At 66.9% G+C, this 14,426-nt stretch carries 12 protein-coding genes and 2 pseudogenes; 9 read left to right on the top strand and 5 right to left on the bottom strand.

The features are described from left to right. Positions 1-530 precede the first annotated feature (530 nt). On the bottom strand, positions 531-1,547 hold the full coding sequence (locus C5O79_RS25895; protein WP_122474729.1) for a 1-aminocyclopropane-1-carboxylate deaminase: 1,017 nt from the start codon (positions 1,545-1,547) through the stop codon (positions 531-533). A gap of 197 nt (positions 1,548-1,744) precedes the next feature. Between C5O79_RS25895 and C5O79_RS25890 the strand changes: the two genes are divergently transcribed. The 8 genes and pseudogenes from C5O79_RS25890 (at position 1,745) to C5O79_RS25860 (ending at position 9,475) form a co-directional block, all read left to right on the top strand. Beyond that, entirely contained in the window at positions 1,745-2,245 is a 501-nt protein-coding gene (locus C5O79_RS25890) for an Lrp/AsnC family transcriptional regulator (protein ID WP_122474730.1), read from the top strand. Between the two features lie 244 nt (positions 2,246-2,489). Beyond that, positions 2,490-4,211, top strand: coding sequence for a ubiquinone-dependent pyruvate dehydrogenase (gene poxB, locus C5O79_RS25885; RefSeq protein ID WP_122474731.1), 1,722 nt, complete (start codon positions 2,490-2,492; stop codon positions 4,209-4,211). Between the two features lie 105 nt (positions 4,212-4,316). Next, the gene (locus C5O79_RS25880) at positions 4,317-4,757 is read left to right on the top strand and encodes a GNAT family N-acetyltransferase (protein WP_122474732.1); all 441 of its coding nucleotides are present in this window, start codon (positions 4,317-4,319) and stop codon (positions 4,755-4,757) included. Between the two features lie 25 nt (positions 4,758-4,782). Further along, positions 4,783-4,872, top strand: a pseudogene (locus tag C5O79_RS38395) (aldo/keto reductase); the annotation flags it as partial. Between the two features lie 226 nt (positions 4,873-5,098). Continuing rightward, positions 5,099-5,689 (top strand): methyltransferase domain-containing protein, encoded by a 591-nt coding sequence (locus C5O79_RS25875; protein ID WP_122474733.1) that lies wholly within the window; start codon positions 5,099-5,101, stop codon positions 5,687-5,689. Positions 5,690-5,843: 154 nt separating this feature from the next. Continuing rightward, entirely contained in the window at positions 5,844-7,277 is a 1,434-nt protein-coding gene (locus C5O79_RS25870; RefSeq protein ID WP_047852641.1) for an alkaline phosphatase, read from the top strand. Between the two features lie 32 nt (positions 7,278-7,309). Continuing rightward, a complete protein-coding gene (locus C5O79_RS25865; protein ID WP_122474734.1) occupies positions 7,310-8,701 on the top strand; it encodes an alkaline phosphatase in 1,392 nt (463 codons plus the stop codon). Between the two features lie 33 nt (positions 8,702-8,734). Further along, the gene (locus tag C5O79_RS25860; RefSeq protein ID WP_122474735.1) at positions 8,735-9,475 is read left to right on the top strand and encodes a hypothetical protein; all 741 of its coding nucleotides are present in this window, start codon (positions 8,735-8,737) and stop codon (positions 9,473-9,475) included. 122 nt (positions 9,476-9,597) lie between these two features. Here the strand turns inward: C5O79_RS25860 and C5O79_RS25855 are convergent, their stop codons facing one another. From C5O79_RS25855 to C5O79_RS25845, 3 genes and pseudogenes are all read right to left on the bottom strand, one after another. Further along, on the bottom strand, positions 9,598-10,737 hold the full coding sequence (locus C5O79_RS25855) for an acyltransferase (protein WP_122474736.1): 1,140 nt from the start codon (positions 10,735-10,737) through the stop codon (positions 9,598-9,600). Next, positions 10,734-11,543, bottom strand: coding sequence for an OXA-1043 family class D beta-lactamase (blaOXA, locus tag C5O79_RS25850; RefSeq protein ID WP_122474737.1), 810 nt, complete (start codon positions 11,541-11,543; stop codon positions 10,734-10,736). The genes C5O79_RS25855 and blaOXA overlap by 4 nt, the downstream gene beginning before the upstream one ends. 327 nt (positions 11,544-11,870) lie before the next feature. Beyond that, positions 11,871-12,206 (bottom strand): annotated as a pseudogene (locus tag C5O79_RS25845) (porin); the annotation flags it as partial. Positions 12,207-12,507: 301 nt separating this feature from the next. Here C5O79_RS25845 and C5O79_RS25835 point away from each other — a divergent pair. Then, the gene (locus C5O79_RS25835; RefSeq protein ID WP_122474738.1) at positions 12,508-13,167 is read left to right on the top strand and encodes an ATP-binding cassette domain-containing protein; all 660 of its coding nucleotides are present in this window, start codon (positions 12,508-12,510) and stop codon (positions 13,165-13,167) included. A gap of 175 nt (positions 13,168-13,342) precedes the next feature. Here C5O79_RS25835 and C5O79_RS25830 read toward each other — a convergent pair whose 3' ends face one another. Further along, a complete protein-coding gene (locus tag C5O79_RS25830; protein WP_122474739.1) occupies positions 13,343-14,275 on the bottom strand; it encodes an MBL fold metallo-hydrolase in 933 nt (310 codons plus the stop codon). Between the last annotated feature and the right edge of the window lie 151 nt (positions 14,276-14,426).

Raw genomic sequence — 14,426 nt, 5'->3', positions numbered from 1 at the left:
CGCCGCGAAACCGCACGCTCGGCCGAAGCGGAGCGCGGCCGCTGTTTCCACTGCATGGGAAATGCCATCGGGGAAGGAGACGCTGCCTGGGGTGCCGGTCGACCTGATGCGCTGCAACGGTGCTATCCGCGCCTCGCGCGAAGAAGGACGAATGCTGGTGAAGCGTTGCGGCCGACTCGACAGGGTCAATTTTCGGGAAGCAGGGGCCTGATTTAAATAGAACGCCTACTAAATGCCACGCAAATGGATTAGTACATGTACGAATCAGGCGGATTGCGGCCCGAATGTGCGATTGACGGAGTCGGACTCGTCTTTAGCAAGACAAGCGATGTCGGGGTATCGAGGCGAACGATTCGCAACGAGCGGCGCGCGGTGGGCTGGAAATCGAGGGTTTGGGGTAGCCGAAGAGATGGCGCGCGGGCCGGAGGACGTGTAGGGGCAGCTGCAACGGCAAAGGCGATCCGGGCGATCGCCGTGATCCAGGCGCCGGCGCGCGACCCTCGGCGCGCCGGCCGTTCATCTCAAATTCGTCAACCGTTCCGGAAAATCTCGCTGTATGCACTCAACGCCGGCACGCCGCCGAGATGCGCATACAGCACCTTCGACCCCGGCTCGAATTCCCCGAGCCGTACCTTGTCGATCATCCCGTGCATCGACTTCCCTTCGTACACCGGATCCGTCAACATGCCTTCGAGCCGCGCACACAGGCGGATCGCTTCGAGCGTGCCGTCGTTCGGCAGCCCGTATTCGGGGCCGGCGTAGCGCGTGTCGAGCACGACGTCCGCGGCGGTGATTGGCCGGCCGAGATCCACGAGCTCGGCGGTGTGCCGCGCGATGCGCGTGATCTGCTCGTGCGTGCGCTCGGGCGTGGCCGACGCGTCGATCCCGATCACGCGGTCGGCGCGCCCGTCGGCCGCGAACCCGACGACCATCCCCGCCTGCGTGCTGCCCGTGACCGAGCACACGACGATGTAGTCGAACCTGAAGCCGAGTTGCGCCTCCTGCGCACGCACTTCTTCCGCGAAACCGACGAAGCCGAGCCCGCCGAGCGGGTGCTCCGAGCAGCCGGCCGGAATCGGGTAAGGCTTGCCGCCCGCCTGCCGCACACTCTCCATCGCTTCTTCCCAACTGCGGCGAATGCCGATGTCGAAGCCGTCGGACACGAGCCGCACGTCCGCGCCCATCATGCGCGACAGCTGGATGTTGCCGACGCGGTCGTACACCGGATCTTCGTAGTTGACCCAGTGCTCCTGCACGAGCACGCATTTCATCCCGAGATGCGCGGCGACGGCCGCGACCTGGCGCGTCTGGTTCGACTGCACGCCGCCGATAGACACGAGCGTATCCGCGCCCTGCGCGAGCGCGTCGGGGACGAGGTATTCGAGCTTGCGCGTCTTGTTGCCGCCGAACGCGAGGCCGCTGTTGCAGTCCTCGCGCTTCGCATACAGCTCGACCTTGCCGCCGAGGTGCTCGCTCAGGCGCTTGAGCGGCTGGATCGGCGTCGGGCCGAACGTGAGCGGATAACGGGAGAAACGTTGCAGGTTCATCGGCGGGCTCCGGAAAGCGGTGGACAGGGCGGGAAATCGGATCGTTCGGACGCGGCCGGCCGGCCGTGTTCCGACGAGAAAAATGATAGGCAGAAGCGAGAGAAATGAGCTTGCGAAATCAATTGAGACGGCCTACGTTATCGACGATATGAGAAAGTGATAAGCAATTTTGAGTCGTCGAACAGGAGGATGACGCAATGAAATTAGATCGAGGCCGCGCGTCGCCGGCCGACGCCGCACCGGCGCTCGATCGCATCGACCGCGCGATCCTGCGGCAACTGCAGCAGGACGCGTCGATCTCCAACGTGAGCCTCGCGGCGAAGGTGAAGCTGAGCGCGCCGGCGTGCCTGCGGCGCGTCGAGCGGTTGAAGGAAATGGGGCTGATCCGCGGCATCGTCGCGTTGCTCGACCCGAAGCCGCTCGGCGCGGGGATGCTGGTCGTGATCGGCTTCGTGCTCGATCGTTCGACGCCGGAGGCATTCGCGGCGTTCGAGAAGGCCGCGCAGAAGGTGTCGGGATGCGTCGAGTGTCACGTCGTGACCGGGGAGTTCGACTACTTCATGCTGGTGCGCACGCGAGACAACGACAGCTTCAACCGGTTGCACGCCGAACAGCTGCTGTACCTGCCGGGGGTGCGGCAGGTGCGCTCGTTCATGGTGCTCAAGGAGATTCTTTCGACGCATGCGCTGCCGTTGTAGGCACGCGTATTCGACGGAGGCACGCCGGAGCGGCGCCGGGCGTGCCCGTCAATCCGTCTGTTTGCCGACGAAACGGCGACAGTCGCCCGACACCGCCGAAAGGGGACCGAACCATACGCAAGCAAGCGTGTCGCACCTTCACGACGCGTCGCGAAACGATCGCGTATGCTCGTTCGTTCGGTGGCGAAGGCGGGCGCCGCGGCCGATTCTTTCGTGTGACGACCCATCAACGAGCGAGGGCAGCATGGTAAAACAGACGATGGCGGAATATCTGGCGAAGACGCTGGCGGCAGCAGGCGTCGAGCGCATCTGGGGCGTGACGGGCGACAGCCTGAACGGCCTGTCGTTCAGCCTGGGCCAGATCGGCTCGATCCGCTGGATGCATACGCGGCACGAGGAAAGCGCCGCGTTCGCGGCCGGCGCGGATGCCGCGTCGACCGGGCGGCTCGCGGTGTGCGCGGGCAGTTGCGGCCCCGGCAACCTGCACCTGATCAACGGGTTGTACGACTGCCACCGCAATCACCAGCCGGTGCTCGCGATCGCCGCGCATATTCCGTCGACCGAGATCGGCCTCGGCTACTTCCAGGAAACCCATCCGCAGGAGCTGTTCCGTGAGTGCAGCCACTTCGCGGAGCTCGTGACGAACGCATCGCAGTTCCCGCGCGTGCTCGCGCGCGCGATGCGCACCGCGATCGAGGAGCGCGGCGTCGCGGTGATCGTGCTGCCGGGCGACATCGCACTCGGCGACGGCCCCGAAGAGCTGCCGGCGTGGAGCGAATCGGCGCCGCCGTCGATCCTGCCGGCCGACGCCGATCTCGACCGGCTCGCGGCGCTGCTCAATGCATCCGACGCGGTCACGCTGCTGTGCGGCAGCGGCACGCAGGGCGCGCACGACGAGGTGGTCGCGCTGGCCGACACGCTCGGCGCGCCGGTCGTGCATGCGCTGCGGGGCAAGCAGTTCGTCGAATGGGACAACCCGTTCGACGTCGGGATGACGGGGCTGATCGGCTTCAGCTCGGGTTATCACGCGATGGAATCGTGCGACACGCTGCTGATGCTCGGCACGGATTTCCCGTACCGGCCGTTCTATCCGTCGAACGCGAAGGTCGTGCAGATCGACTGGAAGGGTTCGCAGCTCGGCCATCGCGCGCCGCTTGCGCTCGGCCTCGTCGGCACCGTGAAGGAAACGATCGCGGCGCTGCTGCCGCGCCTCACGCGCAAGACGCAGCGGCGCTTCCTCGAGAACGCACTGAAGCACTACGCGGCGGCGCGCAAGGGGCTCGACGATCTCGCGGTGGCCGAGCCGCCGGGCCGTGCGATCCATCCGCAATACCTGACGAAGATCGTCGATGAAGTCGCGGCGGAAGACGCGATCTTCACGGCCGACGTCGGTACGCCCACGCTGTGGGCCGCGCGCTACCTGACGATGAACGGCAAGCGCCAGCTGCACGGCTCGTTCAATCACGGGTCGATGGCGAACGCGATGCCGCAGGCGCTCGGCGCGCAGGGTGCGCATCCGGGGCGGCAGGTGGTGTCGCTGTCCGGCGACGGCGGGCTGTCGATGCTGCTCGGCGATCTGTTGACCGCGCGCCAGCTCAAGCTGCCGGTCAAGATCGTCGTGTACAACAACAGCCTGCTCGGCTTCGTGTCGATGGAGCTGAAGGCGGCCGGCTATCTCGACACGAATGTCGACCTGAGCCCGACCGACTTCGCGGCGATCGCGAAGGGCGCGGGCATCTTCAGCGTGCGCGTCGAGCATTCGGAGAATGTCGAAGAAGCGTTGCGCACGGCGTTCGCGCATGACGGGCCGGCCGTCGTCGACGTCGTCACGTCGAAGTACGAGCTCGCGATGCCGCCGAAGATCGAACTCGCGCATGCGAAGGGCTTCAGCCTGTTCATGCTGCGCGCGATCCTCAGCGGGCGCGGCGACGAGATCGTCGAGCTGGCGAGAACCAACTTGCGGTAATGCGGTGCCGCGCGCGGTGCGTCGGGCAGCGCGCGCGGCACAACGCGTCGGCGAACGCGCCGGGGTGCATTCGTCTGCGCAGCACGCATTGAACAACACCCAAACATGGCAATCGAAATTCGCGCCTACGAGGCATCCGACCTGCACACGCTGTCGGCCATCTGGTTCGATGCGTCGCTGCTCGCGCATGCGTTTCTCGGCGAGGCGCGGCTGCGCGAGCAGCGCGCGCTGATCGAAGCGGTTTATCTGCCCAAGGCGGAAACATGGGTCGCGTGTCGGGCTGGCGAGCCGGTCGGTTTCATCGGCCTGCTCGATGGTTCGATCGGCGGCTTGTTCGTCGCGCCTGCCATGCACGGCCACGGGATCGGCCGCGCGCTGGTCGAGCATGCGCTCGCGCTCAAGGGCGCCCTCGATCTGGAGGTGTATGCCGACAATCGCGATGCCCGCGCGTTCTATGCACGACTCGGCTTCGACGAAATTTCGCGGCGCGACGAAGACGACGAAGGCTTGCCGTTCGCGAACATCCTGCTGCGCTCGGCGCGTTGAACGAGCGGGCATGCCGACCGCCGGCGATCTCGCCGCGATCGAGGCCGCACTGCAGCAAATCAGGATCGTCGGCGAGCGCTATCCCGCGCATTTCCAGCAGCGCATCGACTGCTGACCGGGCGCGCGCCAGCTGATCCGGCACGAATTGGTCAGGCAAATCAGGGTCAATCTTCACGTCGGCTTAAGTTTGTGTTTCCTAGAATCGATTGACCGTCGCGTGTACAGCGACGGACCGATTCGCTCAGGAGGATGCGCATGAACCCTACCAGTGTCGCCGTAGCCCAGTTCCGCGCGGTCATCGGCACGCCGCCGCTGACCGCGCAAGCACCGGAGGCCCGCCCATGATGTGGCCGAACGCGTGGCGTGTCTCGGCACTGTTCGTGCGCGAGTGGGTCGGCCGTCCGGCCGCGGTGGGCGCGTTGTGCCCGAGTTCGCGGCAGCTGGCGCGCGAAATGGCCGGCGCGGTGCCGGACGGCGACGGGCTGGTCGTCGAGCTCGGCGGCGGCACCGGCGCGATCACCGCGGCGTTGCTCGAACGCGGCGTCGCGCCGCGGCGGCTCGTGGTGGTCGAGCGTTCGCCGGCGTTCGTCCAGCATCTGCGGCGACGCTTTCCGGGTATCACGATCGTATCGGGCGACGCGCGGCAGCTCGAGCGGCTGCTGCCGCCCGATGCGCGCGTCGACGCGATCGTGTCGTGCCTGCCGCTGCGCACGCTGCCGCGGCAGGACGTGGCGGCGATCGTCGATCAGTGCCATCGCGTGCTGTCCGCCGACGGCGTGATGATTCAGTTCACGTACGACCTGCGGCCGCCCGGCCGTCATCCGCTCGGCGATTCGGCATTTGTTGCCAGCGGCAGCCGGATCGTGTGGGCAAACATACCGCCTGCGCGCATCGTGACCGTGCGCAGCGTCACCGTCGAACACGCGGAATGACGCGGCTTCACGCGGGGCGCTCGACCGTGGCGCCTCGCTTTCTGCTTTCATAAATCCTTCGAATCCTTCCAATTGCCCTTCACATTGTCGTCACATCAGGTTCCTACCATCGCCTTTCATTTCGAAAGCATCAATGGCGGGGGGAACCGGCGACATGAATCGAATCAAACTGGCGGCGCTGCTGTGTGCAGGCGCCTTTGCACTGGCCGGATGCGGCAGCGACGACGGCCCGACCAGCACGGCGCCCGGCCCCGTGCAGGCGGCGGCGCGCAACGTGATCTTCTTCCTCGGCGACGGCATGGGGATCACGACGATGACGGCCGCGCGCATCTATGCGGTCGGTGAAGACGGCGCGCTCACGATCGACACGCTGCCCGAAACCGCGTTCGTGAAGACCTATTCCAACGATGCGCAGGTGACGGACAGCGCGCCGTCGATGTCGGCGTACATGACCGGCGTCAAGACCAACAATGAAGTGATCTCGATGACGCCCGACACGAAGGCGATCGAGCCGACCGCGAGCCTCACCGGCAACTGCGGCGCGAACAACGGCAAATCGGCGACGACGCTGCTCGAGATCGCGAAGGCGCAGGGGCTGGCCACGGGTGTCGTGACGACCACGCGCGTCACGCATGCCACGCCCGCCGCAACGTATGCACACGTGTGCCATCGCGACGCCGAGAACGACATCGCCGCGCAGCTCGTGCCGGGCGGCGCGGGCTACAACGGCGCGCTGGGCGACGGCGTCGACGTCGTGCTCGGCGGCGGCACGCAGTTCTTCGTGCCGAAGGACGGCGGCGGCAAGCGCACCGACGGCCGCAACCTCGTCAACGAGCTGAAGGCGAAGGGCTATGCGGTCGCGCAGAACCGCGACGACTTGCTGGCCGCCGATGCGACGAAGGGCGGCAAGCTGGTCGGCCTGTTCTCGTCGAGCCACATGAGCTACGACCTCGATCGCGGCGCGACCAAGGAGCCGAGCCTCACCGACATGGCGACGCGCGCGCTCGACGTGCTGCAGAAGAACCCGAACGGCTATTTCCTGATGGTCGAAGGCGGCCGGATCGACCACGCGCTGCACGACACCAATGCGAAGCGCGCGCTGCAGGACACGGTGGCATTCGACAACGCGATCAAGGCCACGATCGACAAGGTGCGCAAGACCGATCCCGACCTGAAGAACACGCTGATCGTCGTCACGGCCGATCACGACCACACGCTGGTACTGAACGGCTATGCGGCGCGCACCGGCAAGACCGAGGCGGGCAAGCCCGGCGTGCTCGGCGTGCTGCGCAGCTACCAGACCGGCTCGGTTGCGAAGGATGCGGACGGCGCGCCGTACACGATCATCGGCTTCGGCAACGGCGAGAACCGCGTGCAGGGCAGCCGCGCGGGCACGGCACTCACCGACGCGGTGACGGGCGCCGACGACTATCGCCAGGAGGCGGTCGTGCGCATGGACAAGGGCAGCGAGACGCACGGCGGCACCGACGTGTTCCTTGGTGCGATCGGCCGCGGCGCGGATGCGTTCCACGGCGTGATCGAGAACAACAAGGTCTTCGAGCTGGTGCGCAACGCGGTGCAGCTGTGAGCGCCGACCATACGGGTACAGGGGAATACAGGATGTCGACCATCAAGTGCATCGCGGCGGCGCTGGCCGTCGCGGGTTTCGCATGCGGCGCGGCGCAGGCCGCCGGCCAGGCGAAGAACGTGATTTTCTTTCTCGGCGACGGCATGGGGCCGACGACCGTGACGGCGAGCCGGATCTACAAGGTCGGTGAGTCGGGACAACTGACGATGGAGAAGCTGGCCCGCACCGCGCGCGTCAAGACCTTCTCGAACGACGCGCAGACGACCGACAGCGCACCGTCGATGGCCGCGTACATGACCGGCGTGAAGATGAACAACGAAGTGCTGTCGATGTCGTCGGACACGCGCGCGGTCGCACCGGGCAACGACGCCAACGGCAACAAGACCGTCAACAACTGCGCGCCGGGCAACGGCCAGCCGGTCGCGACGCTGCTGGAGCTCGCGAAGGCGCGCGGCAAGGCGGTGGGCGCGATCACGACGACCGAACTCACGCACGCGACGCCCGCCGCGACCTATTCGCACATCTGCCATCGCGATGCGCAGTACGACATCGCCGCGCAGACGGCGCCGGGCGGCGCGGGCTACAACGCGGCGCTCGGCGACGGCGTCGACGTGCTGATGGGCGGTGGCCGCAACCACTGGACGCCGTTCGATCCGGTCGCCAACAAGCGCGGCCGCGCGGACGGGCGCAACCTGCTCGACGAGATGAAGGCGAAGGGCTACACGGTCGTCGCGACCCGGGATCAGCTCGCGCAGGCCGGCAACGGCAAGCTGGTCGGCCTCTTCAGTTCGACGAGCCACCTCGAGTACGAACTCGATCGCGTCGCGGGCAAGGGCGAAGGGCCGACGCAGCCGAGCCTCGCGGAGATGACGTCGAAGGCGATCGACGTGCTGTCGAAGAATTCGAACGGCTATTTCCTGATGGTCGAAGGCGGCCGGATCGATCACGCGCTGCACGGCACCAATGCGAAGCGCGCGCTGGAAGACACGGCGGCGTTCGACGAAGCGATCCGCGTCGCACTGTCGAAGGTCGACCTGTCGAACACGCTGATCGTCGTGACGGCCGACCACGACCACACGATGACGATCAACGGCTATTCGAAGCGCGGCAACCCGATTCTCGACATCAGCCGCAACTATCGCGACGGCCAGCCGAGCAAGGACGCCGACGGCAACACCTACACGACGCTCGTGTTCGGCAACGGCGCGAACCGGCCGAACGTGCGCGCGTCGGTCGATTCGGCCACCGCGACGAACGACGCGTATCTGCAGGAAGTCGGTGTGCGGATGGGCAGCGCGGGCTCGGAGACGCACGGCGGCGGCGACGTGATGCTGTTCGCCGACGGCGCGGACGCGAAGGCGTTCAAGGGCACGATCGACAACACGAAGGTGTTCGGTCTCGTGCGCTCGGCGTTCGGTTTCTGAATCCGTTGACGGCATGAGGAACGGGAACGCCCGATGAAACGTCAGCTTCTCTGCGCGCTCGCTTGCGGGTGGGTTGCGCTGCCGGCCCTTGCAGCGGCCGATCTCGACGCGGTGCTGGTGCACGAGAGCCGCACGGTGTCGGCCGATGGCGTGACGCGCACGACGATGTATCGCGAACGGATGGTGCGGCGCGACGCTCACGTGTGGGTCGAACGCGTGCTGCCCGTCGCGGCGGCAGGCGGTCACGGCAATGATCACGATCACGACCATGATCACGACGCGGGGGCTCGCACCGGTGCGCAGCCTGCCGCCGCCCACGCGGGCCACAAGCATTTCAACTTCCAGGCGGCGGCGCGGCACGTGACGTACGACGGCAAGGCAGCCCGCATCGAGTACGTGGACACGGCGAACCGGACGGTCGTCAGCGTGCCGCCGGCCGAGTACGAAACCACGGGCTTCGACGGCTCGTGGGACAACGCGTATTACGTCACGCCGCCGTCGCAGTTGAAGCGGCTCGCGGTGGCGAAGCGCGGCGACACGCCCGGCACCCGCTGGTACGAGCAGGCGGTCGACACACCGGGCGCGCGCGGCGTGAACCGGATCCTGTGGAGCGAGAAGCTGCAGGCGCCGCTGTCGGTCGAATTCCGGAGCGCCGACGGCCGCGTCGTGCGCAAGCTGACGCTGACCCCGGCGACGGCCGCACGGCACGAGACGTTGCCGTGGCAGGCGCTCGCCGGTTATTCGCGCAAGGAATACGCGGATTATCTCGACTGATCGACGATGTCGACCCTCTGTACGCGGGGCTTGCGGTCAGGCCGGCCGGTATCGTCAAGCGATGCGGGCCGGGCCCTGGCCGGTTTTTTTGCGGCTGACCGGCAGCCATTGGCGATGACACGCTAGAAGCGCGCGCCATCCGGCACGCGCGTTGAAGGCCGCGACGCGACTCGCTTGACGAAGCGGTCGAGCGGTGTCGCATAGCCGCGCGCGATCGCCGCGCTCAGCGCCGCCGACAACACCAGATACGCAATCAGCAGCAACAGCTTCGCGTCGCCATGGGTGGCCGACGGCGGCCAGAACGTGCGCAGCCCGCCGAGCACGATCAGGTGGAACAGGTACAGCTCGTAGCTGAGCTTGCCGGCGCGGCCCAGCGGCACGAGCAGGCGGCCCTGCACGTGCTCGCCGCTGACGTGCGCGCCGATCAGCAGCACGGCCGTGCCGAGCGCCATCGCGGTGACGCCGGCGACATGGCTTTCCGCGATCGGCCACGCCAGGTAAAGCGTGGCCATCGCCGCCGCGACGAGCCACTGCACGAGCGGCGCGGCCAGCCGCTGCCCGTTCACGCGCTCGGCCAGCAGCGCGGTGCAGCAGCCGATCGCAATCCCGTCGAACGAGGCGAAGTACGCATACAGGAACCCGCCTTCGTCGCCGGCGTGCGTGAAGCGGTACACGGGCCCGATCGCGGCGATGACCACCCAGAACGCGACCAGCCGCGTATCGCGGCGCAACGCGATGCACAGCAGCGGAAACGACAGGTAGAACACCTCTTCGACCGACAGCGACCACAGCACGCCGAGCGCGTAGTTGACCCACCCGTACGCGCCGATCAGCACGTTCATCCAGAACGTCAGCGACGCGAGGTTCACCAGCCAGAATGACACGGCGATGCCCTCCGGCGCATGGTTCTCGAAGATCGGCACGCCGGCTACCGCGAGGCCGTTGACGAGCGCGAGCAGCAGGAGCAGGCACGGGACGATGCGCGCGATACGCGACACGTAGAACGCACGCACGTCGAGCGCACCGAGGCTGCCCCAGCGGCGGCGCGCATTCGACGTGATCAGGTAGCCGGAGATCACGAAGAACATCGTCACGCCGTAGTTGCCGTTGCGCGCCACGGCATGCACCGCGTCCCAGCCGAATACGCGCGCGAGCGACGTGTCGCGCAGCGAGTAGGGGATGTTGAAGTGGTGCAGCAGCACGAGCACGATCGACACGCCGCGCAACAGGTCGATCCGCGCGTCGCGCGGGCCGGTGCTCATTGCGGCCTGCCCGGTTCGGCGAGGGCCGGCAGCGTTGCCAGGAACGTATCGCGTGCGCGCAGGCCGGCGTTCGGCGTCTGCCGCTCGTCGTCCTGGATCAGGGTCGCGAATGCGACCTTGCGCGGCCCCTTCGCCGCCCAGCCGACGAACCAGCCGTACGCGCGCGACGCATCGTACTTGCGCCCCGGCGACCCGGTGCCCGTCTTGCCGTGCACCATCCAGCCGCCGGGCTGCGTGTCGATCAGCGTGATGCGCTCGGTCATGTCGTATGCGTGCGCGCTGACGGGCAGCGTCCGGTTCGCGATCTTGCGCATGAAGTCGACCTGTTCGAGCGGCGAGATGCGCAGCGACGCGTTGACCCATGCGCCCATCACGCCGTTCAGTTCGCCCGCCGGACTGGTCGCGTCCGCGTTGCCGTAGCCGAATGCGGTCGTGTACTGCTGGAAGCGCGCCTGCCCGAGCGCCTGCGTGACCTGCTGCGAGTACCAGAAGATCGACAGCTTCATCCAGCGCGCCGGATCGGTCGGCTCGCGCCACGGTGCGCCGCCCCAGTCGGGGTAGCCGGCGTGGAAGTCGAGCGTCGGCGTGTGCGCGTCCTTCAGGACGCCCGCATCGAAGCCCATCAGGCTGATGGCGACCTTGAACGTCGACGCCGGCGTGACGCGGGTCGTGCAGTCGCCCTGCTGAACGAGCACCTCGCCGGTGGCGGCATCGGCGACGACGGTGCAGATCGGGTGGGCATTGGAAGTCGCGGCGGCCAGGAGGCCGGCGGCGAAGGTGAACAGCGCGCGGCGCCAGGGCTTCAAGTGACACTCCTCGGAGATGGGCGGCAAGCGCGCGGTGCGGGCGGATAGCGGCGTGCCGTGCGCAAGGAAGGCGGCGGCAGGCATCGGGGATCGTGGGGATGGCGGCCGTCGCGGAAGCGCACAGTGTATCGACGGATGGTCGTTCGTTGACCTGTCACGGTTGACGGGGCAAGCGCACGCTTTCTACCGATGCCGGCGACATCGGCCGGTCGCGCGTTGCGAGGAACCATGAAAAAACCCGCCGGCAGGCTGGCGCTTGCGGGCGGGCAAAGACACCTCGGGCAGACCCGCGCGGGTGTCGCGTGAAGAACGGAGAGCCGGCTTACATCAGAACTTGTGGCGCAGCGCGACGCGCACGGCCACCTGGTTCGACGTCGACGACGGCGCGTCGGTACCGGGGATGAACGCGTTGTCGAGGATCGAGTTCGTCTTGTCGCCGGCGATGTGCTGGTACGCGGCCTGCACGTACACGTCGGTGCGCTTCGACAGGTTGTAGTCGGCCATCAGCCCGGCCGAATGGATCTTCGGCTTCGCGTTGCCGGTCGATGCGTCGTACTTCTCGAGCGACAGCACGTACTGCGCGCCCACCATGAACGCCGGCGTGACCTGGTACGAACCGTTCACCTCGAAGTTCTGGTACTTGATCGCGCTGACCGTCGCGCCCGGGGCGATGACACCGCGCATTCTTCCCAAGCCGACAAGGAATCGAAAGCGAGTAATTTCGATGGATGGGATCGGGTTCGCCAATGGGGGCGCGACAGGCCGTTTCGACAGTTGAAACGGTATGTGCGGCGTCGCGGTTCGACGCCGGTCCGGCAACGGCCGAACGGGGGCGGCTCGCGCAGCAGCGCCGGCAGAAGGGCGCGTCGCGCGTGCCGTACCGGCTGCCGCGCAAGGCGCAGCCGGCGGGCGTCGATTCGAATCAGGCGACGCAGTCGTCGCGGGCATAGGAGCGGAGACAGACATGGCGACCATCGACGTCAAACACGTGTACAAGCTGTTCGGGCCGCAGGCCGCGCATGCGCGCGTGCTCGACCTGCTGCGCTCGGGCAGGCGCAAGGCCGACGTGCTGGCCGAAACGGGCTGCAACGTCGGGCTCAACGACGTGAGCCTCGGCATCGAGTCGGGCGAGATCTTCGTGATCATGGGGCTGTCGGGGTCCGGGAAATCGACGCTCGTGCGGCACTTCAACCGGCTGATCGAGCCGACGGCCGGCGAGATCGTGATCGCCGAGGCCGCGCGCAACTGGCTGACGAAGGTCGGGCTCGATGGCTATGGAGATCACTACCCGGACGAGCTGTCGGGCGGGATGCGGCAGCGGGTCGGGCTGGCGCGCGCGCTGGCGGCCGATACCGATGTGCTGCTGATGGACGAGGCGTTCTCCGCGCTCGATCCGCTGATCCGTACCGAGATGCAGGATCAGTTGCTCGAGCTGCAGGCGACGCTCGCGAAGACGATCGTGTTCATCACGCACGATCTCGACGAAGCGTTGCGGATCGGCGACCGGATCGCGATTTTGCGCGACGGTACGCTCGTGCAGGTCGGGACGCCGGACGATATCCTGTCGCGGCCGGCGGATGATTATGTCCGGCGGTTCGTGGAGAAGCGGACGAGTGTGAACTGACGAGGCCGCACGGGCGGGAAGCCGGGTCGGACGCATGAAGAGCGGCACGCCGCGACAGGCGGCGTGCTTCTTTTGCCGGCGACACGGCGATGACACGTGATCGTCCACGAAAAACCGCCGCGAGTCTCGTGGACACGCGGCGGTTTCGTCACGCTCCTCGCGTGCCGATCCGTGATCAGTAGTCCCACAGAACCGGCACGAACCGGAATCCGTCGCCGGTCTTTGCGATATGGCCAATGGACGGAAACGCGACGTGCGCGGCGGCCAGCAGCGCGCCGGTCTCGGCGGCTTCGTTGAACAGCGCGATACGCACGGCGGCAGCCGTTTCAGGATCGTGCTCGAAGCCGTTTTGCCACTCGGGATGATCGAAGTTGACCTCGAAGATCGCATCGCCCGCGAACGTCAGCTTCTCGCCATTCGATGCGATGTCCACGACGCAGTGCCCGGGCGTGTGCCCGCCCGTCACGCGCGCCGACACGCCTGCGGCGACTTCCACGGTCTGGTCGAACTGGACGATGTTTTCGCCGTAAAGCGTCACGAACTTCTCGGCTGCCTTGCGCAGGGCCGGGGGCACCGTTTCCGGCATTACAGTCTTGCTGAAGTCCGGATTTTTCCAGAACGCCACTTCCGCGGCCGACACGTGAATGCGCACGTCCGGGCGCAGCTTGGCCTTGATGCCGTCGACGTTCAGCCCGCCGACGTGATCCATGTGCATATGGGTAATCACGATATCGGTGAGCGCGGACAAGTCGATGCCGGCCGATTCCAGGCGCATCACCGACTTCCCGGCGCGCGTGAAGTATTCGAAGCCGTCGCCGACGCCGGAGTCGATCAGGATCAGGCGTTCGCCGCTGCGCACCAGCGCGATGTTCAGCGCCCAGTCGAACATGTCGCGTTGCAGGAAACGGCCGTCGAACCAGGCATTGCGGTCGGCTTCGCTCACGTTGGTGGACATGGTGGAGGTCGGCAGCGGCAGAATGCCGTCGCTGATCAGCACGACGTCGACGTCACCCACGCGGACGGCGTAGCGGGACGGCACGAGTTCGCCGGAACCTTTCTTGCCGAGGTCGGAGATAACCGGCTGAACATTGCGGGTGGTTTCGCTCATCATCAATAGTCCTATTCATCGAGTGGGGTAAGTCGCATTGCAGGGTGCGGTTCACGAGCACGACCACGAATTTCGCGCGTTTCGCTTCGCTCGCCTTTCAACCGGGCGTGAGAAGGATTGTAGTCAGGTGGATGAAAGGCGGAAGCACCGG

It is taken from the genome of Burkholderia sp. SRS-25 (assembly GCF_004343765.1).
Lineage (GTDB): Bacteria > Pseudomonadota > Gammaproteobacteria > Burkholderiales > Burkholderiaceae > Burkholderia > Burkholderia contaminans.
The sequence above is the reverse complement of the archived record's forward strand: the minus strand, read 5'-3'. Positions and strand labels throughout refer to the sequence as shown.

Coding starts and splice junctions, on each gene's coding strand:
- C5O79_RS25860 (WP_122474735.1), top strand. CDS start 8,735: ATGAAACGTCAGCTTCTCTGCGCGCTCGCTTGCGGGTGGGTTGCGCTG.
- C5O79_RS25835 (WP_122474738.1), top strand. CDS start 12,508: ATGGCGACCATCGACGTCAAACACGTGTACAAGCTGTTCGGGCCGCAG.
- C5O79_RS25870 (WP_047852641.1), top strand. CDS start 5,844: ATGAATCGAATCAAACTGGCGGCGCTGCTGTGTGCAGGCGCCTTTGCA.
- C5O79_RS25855 (WP_122474736.1), bottom strand. CDS start 10,737: ATGAGCACCGGCCCGCGCGACGCGCGGATCGACCTGTTGCGCGGCGTG.
- C5O79_RS25880 (WP_122474732.1), top strand. CDS start 4,317: ATGGCAATCGAAATTCGCGCCTACGAGGCATCCGACCTGCACACGCTG.
- C5O79_RS25875 (WP_122474733.1), top strand. CDS start 5,099: ATGATGTGGCCGAACGCGTGGCGTGTCTCGGCACTGTTCGTGCGCGAG.
- C5O79_RS25895 (WP_122474729.1), bottom strand. CDS start 1,547: ATGAACCTGCAACGTTTCTCCCGTTATCCGCTCACGTTCGGCCCGACG.
- C5O79_RS25890 (WP_122474730.1), top strand. CDS start 1,745: ATGAAATTAGATCGAGGCCGCGCGTCGCCGGCCGACGCCGCACCGGCG.
- C5O79_RS25865 (WP_122474734.1), top strand. CDS start 7,310: ATGTCGACCATCAAGTGCATCGCGGCGGCGCTGGCCGTCGCGGGTTTC.
- poxB (WP_122474731.1), top strand. CDS start 2,490: ATGGTAAAACAGACGATGGCGGAATATCTGGCGAAGACGCTGGCGGCA.
- C5O79_RS25830 (WP_122474739.1), bottom strand. CDS start 14,275: ATGAGCGAAACCACCCGCAATGTTCAGCCGGTTATCTCCGACCTCGGC.